4 protein-coding genes are annotated in these 4,115 nt (G+C 37.5%); 1 reads left to right on the top strand and 3 read right to left on the bottom strand.

Translation table 11 applies throughout. The features are described from left to right. The coding region (locus LACWKB10_RS09555; protein WP_081945394.1) for an ECF transporter S component at positions 1-614 on the bottom strand (614 nt) is incomplete at its 3' end. A gap of 108 nt (positions 615-722) precedes the next feature. Beyond that, on the bottom strand, positions 723-1,532 hold the full coding sequence (locus tag LACWKB10_RS09550; protein ID WP_034981711.1) for a DUF4931 domain-containing protein: 810 nt from the start codon (positions 1,530-1,532) through the stop codon (positions 723-725). Positions 1,533-1,644: 112 nt separating this feature from the next. Here LACWKB10_RS09550 and LACWKB10_RS09545 point away from each other — a divergent pair, with 112 nt between their 5' ends. Then, positions 1,645-2,856, top strand: coding sequence for a L,D-transpeptidase family protein (locus LACWKB10_RS09545; protein ID WP_034981713.1), 1,212 nt, complete (start codon positions 1,645-1,647; stop codon positions 2,854-2,856). 141 nt (positions 2,857-2,997) lie between these two features. Here the strand turns inward: LACWKB10_RS09545 and LACWKB10_RS09540 are convergent. Further along, a partial coding sequence (locus tag LACWKB10_RS09540) for an ERAP1-like C-terminal domain-containing protein (protein ID WP_034981708.1) occupies positions 2,998-4,115 on the bottom strand: 1,118 nt, incomplete at its 5' end.

Here is a 4,115-nt window from a genome sequence, read left to right as displayed (position 1 = left end):
TAGCCCACTCTGCGCAGCACCTTGTTGAGAGGCGTCACAATAATTGGTGTCACAATTGCAGTGAATACCGCCTCAACCAGACCATTCAAACCTAGGGCAATTATTAACGCTGTAATTAAAGGCGTCCCCTGAGCAAAGCTGCCCAAATGGCCTAGCAGTTTGGCAGAGTTGCCCATGAAAACCAGACTGGTTAATAGAATTACAAAAACAGTGTTAGTTAAAGAAGTCACTGCTCCCGCAACCGTGTAGCTTACCTCTTTAATACTATTTTTCTTTTTAGCAGTTAATTTTCCAATCAGTCCTGGAAAAAGACCCGCCAAAACACTAGGAATTACGGCAATCGCAAAGTTTTGAAAGAGCATCAAGCTGACAATATCCCCAGGTTGCGTATATGCCTGCACCATACGGGCAATACCCCAGAAAATACCAAAAAATGTGCCGGCAATTGGTCCCATAAGCAAAGAATAAATGGAAACAGTCAAAGGAATAGTAGTTATAGCCGGCAAAGTTGGCAATATGCGAATATAACCGATATTAGGAATGAAAGTTTGCAATAAAAAGATTGCGACAAATATGGCAGTAATAGCCAGGTTCTTAGTTTCTTTTCTGCGCATTTGCGTCCTCCTTAAAAAAACACCTTGCTATTATATTGCTTAGAATTATTTGTCGCAAATATTATCTCTGCTAAGTATTAGTTTTAACAATAATTACTTTAATAAAAACTATATTTTAAATTCTTTCTCTAAAACTGATCCAGACTCAAAAAAGCGCTTAAATTTTTCAGCTTCCGTAAGTAATTTTTCCCGATTATCTACCTGTGAAAGCTTATAGCCGACAAAATATGGCGAAGCTGTGTAGCGCAAAATCAATTTCGCACAAATACCCTGATCAAAACGCGGATAAAAGAACAAATTGTAGGAGTTACAGCGACCATTGGACAAAACTTCCAGCATGTATTTAGCACCACTTTGAATCCAGTCGGACCAGTCATCAATACTTTTTTCATCAAGCAGGTTGAAATCTAATTCGATATAGCCTTGAATCGGATGGGTGCCAACGTTAACCTCCAGCCCGTTTTTGTTAAAAATACTAATGCCTTCAAAATTATTGGGCTGAAGATACTTATAGCCGTTCATCTTTTTCAAGCCAACGATTTGCATGTGCGGGTGCTCAAGTGAACCTCCAGAATTTTTGCCAAAATTCTTGTACCATAATACCGATCCGAACTCAGGTGAATCATTCATTTGCTTAAAACATGACAGTGAAAAGCGCATCAAAGCCCGATTATATTCAGGTGAATAGGTAGTGATATCTCCCGCATGTTTATTAGATTCAATCAAAACTGTTTGAACAGTATCCAGCAATGTCGGATATTTATTAGCTAGCCAAATCATGTCGCCTTGCCTTTTTATAATATTAGTCAATCCAGCCACATCGCAAAAGGGACAACCAGAATTGTTTTTCACTTTACGGTAAGAATTAGGCTTTTCTTTAGCTATGTTAACATCAAACACTAATGGGTCATTTTCCATTGGGCAATCCCTCCTAAAAAATTTTCTTAAATCTTGCATTTTACTAGAGCCGCAATAGATGGTAAACTGTAACCGCAATTATTTTTTAAAAAATTCCAACGGTGGTAGAACTATGCAATCAAAAAGAAATTTAAAAAAACACAATAACCGCAATAACTTGTTTCTGATTATTATCGGAATAGTTCTGATTTTAGCAGTTATATTTGGCGTGGTTCTATATAATAATCACGTTGAATCGCAAAAGCAGGCTAAAGCATTCGCTATTAATCATTTTAACCCTAATGTTAATATTTATGGAGTAGAAGTTGGAAACTTAACAATTAATAAGGCGACGGCCAAGATTAATCGGAAAGCCAACAATATCGTTTCCCTAGAAAATGGTAAAGTAGCAATTGAACGCGATCCCAGCATTGATACTATTAAGAAAAAGGAAGTTGCGAATTACTTTAAAAAGCAACATACTACAATGCCAGATAAGCAAAATTATGAATACCGCAATACTGACTTAGATGCTGCCAATAAAAAAATGCAGGCTGTGAGTCACGCTGTGGTCAATTACCATGTTGCCGGCAAAGACTATCAGCTTAAAGCTCAAAATCTGATTAACCAGGCAATTTACAAAAAAGGCAAATATTCATTTCTTAATTCAGAAAATTTAACGGCGAAACTCAATAAAATTGACCAGGAAATTTCAACTATTCACCAAAGCTACAAGTTCACTGTGCCAAAGGGCAACAAAGTTGCAGGAAGCAAAATTACCGTCAAAAACCAAAGCTATGGCTGGGGTGTTCATGTCAAAAGGGCTCAAGCCGCTGTCGAACAAGCATTTTTAAACGGGACTAAAAATCTTGATGGTAAAGATTACATCTATGGTCTGGGTTATAGTACTTATGGTTTAGGCTATGGTAAAAACAATCATGGCATAGGAAATAACTATATTGTTGTTTCACTTAAAAAGCAGGAAATGTGGATTGTAAAAAATGGCAAATTAGTCGTACATTTGAATGACATTGTCACTGGTACGAGAGATGGCGTTAAGGGTAACAGTACCCCTCAAGGTGTTTGGTATATTCACTATAAGCAAGGTCATGCTGTATTGCGCGGACGCAATAACGACGGGTCTAAATATGCTTCACCAGTCAGATACTGGATGCCGTTTACTTTAAGTGGTTGCGGCTTCCATGATGCCAGCTGGCGCGGCGATTGGAGTAAAAAAGCATATTTACGTGGGGGTTCTCACGGCTGCGTTAATATTAAGCCTAGAGAAATAAAACAAGTTTGGCATAATGTAAGCAAGCATGAACCTGTAATTGTATATGATTAAGTAATTTAATAAGAAATTAAAGGACAAGAATTTAAAAAACTTGTCCTTTTTGTTATGCAAAAAAACCTGTTAGCTTAATATCAAGTTCACACTCGCTTTAGTTAACAGGTTTTGCAATTTTAAATATTAAACAGTTTTTACTTACAAATTTTCCCTAACAGCCTGATTGACAGCATCCTTTTCAGCATTAATCACGTCAACCTTGGACTCGATATTCTTGGTATCCATTCTGATCTCACGCCCAAGACCCGGCTGATCAACCTTTGGTTCAAAGAATTCTTTAAATTCTTTCAATCTCTTTTCAGTATGGAAAATGTTTGAAGCCACAGTAATATAAGTGGTAAATTCCATATCACCACCGACTGTCTTCTCCAGCCATGACCATTGGTCCCGTAACCAGTCCCAAGCAAATTGTTCGCCTTTTGGATTAGCTAAGACATTCGCAAACCAAGAGCGCAAATCTTGAGGCTTAACAACTGCAGCATTCTCAAAATTCTCAATAAGTTTCTTGATTTCAGATGGATTCTTGGTGTTGGTAATACCATCAGTAAGATCGTCCTTATAGTTAGGATCGATGGCAGCTTGATATTCTTTCAGCAAACGATCAACTAGGCCCGCTTTATTATAGTTTTTAACTTCATTCATTAAAACATACGGTCTAACTGAAGCATCAATTTCGTTTAAGTTTTGATCGTGCTCAGCAAAAATTTGGTGACCAGCTTTTATCACAGCAGGGTTTTTGGCATACAAAGCTAAGGCTATTTCTAGTGGTCGAATTCTCTTATCATCATCTGTATCAGAAGCTTTTGCTTGCCAGCCTAAACGTTTAACTTGCTCTTGGGTTAATTTATTAACAAATGCCTGCAAATCTTTTTCTTGAGCTGAATCAGGTGTAACAAATTTAAATAATGAACGGATACTAGATAACAAGGCACTAATGACAATGTATGATTTAGAATCCGCAAATTTCGGCAGCAACGGTACAATTTCAGCGTATGAGATTTGCTTGCCTTCTGCTAAAAGTCCTAAATCTTGCAATAATTGCAATTGATCTACCGGTTTAAGCTGATTAAATTCAGCCATAATATCATTCATCAAGGTTTCATCATAATTGACAATGAAGTGTGAACTATTGCCTACGTTTACACGCAAAGCGTGACCAGCTGCACTGCGTAATTCTTGGTAATCTCCCAGATCCAGTTCTCGTTCAGACATAATCTGCGGTGCCTCAAAGTTTGCGTTCAAAGGAATAGCCCACT

The sequence above is a fragment of the Lactobacillus sp. wkB10 genome (assembly GCF_000760615.1).
In the GTDB taxonomy this organism is placed as follows: domain Bacteria; phylum Bacillota; class Bacilli; order Lactobacillales; family Lactobacillaceae; genus Lactobacillus; species Lactobacillus huangpiensis.
Note: the sequence above shows the minus strand (reverse complement) of the source record. Positions and strands in the feature narration are given on the sequence as shown.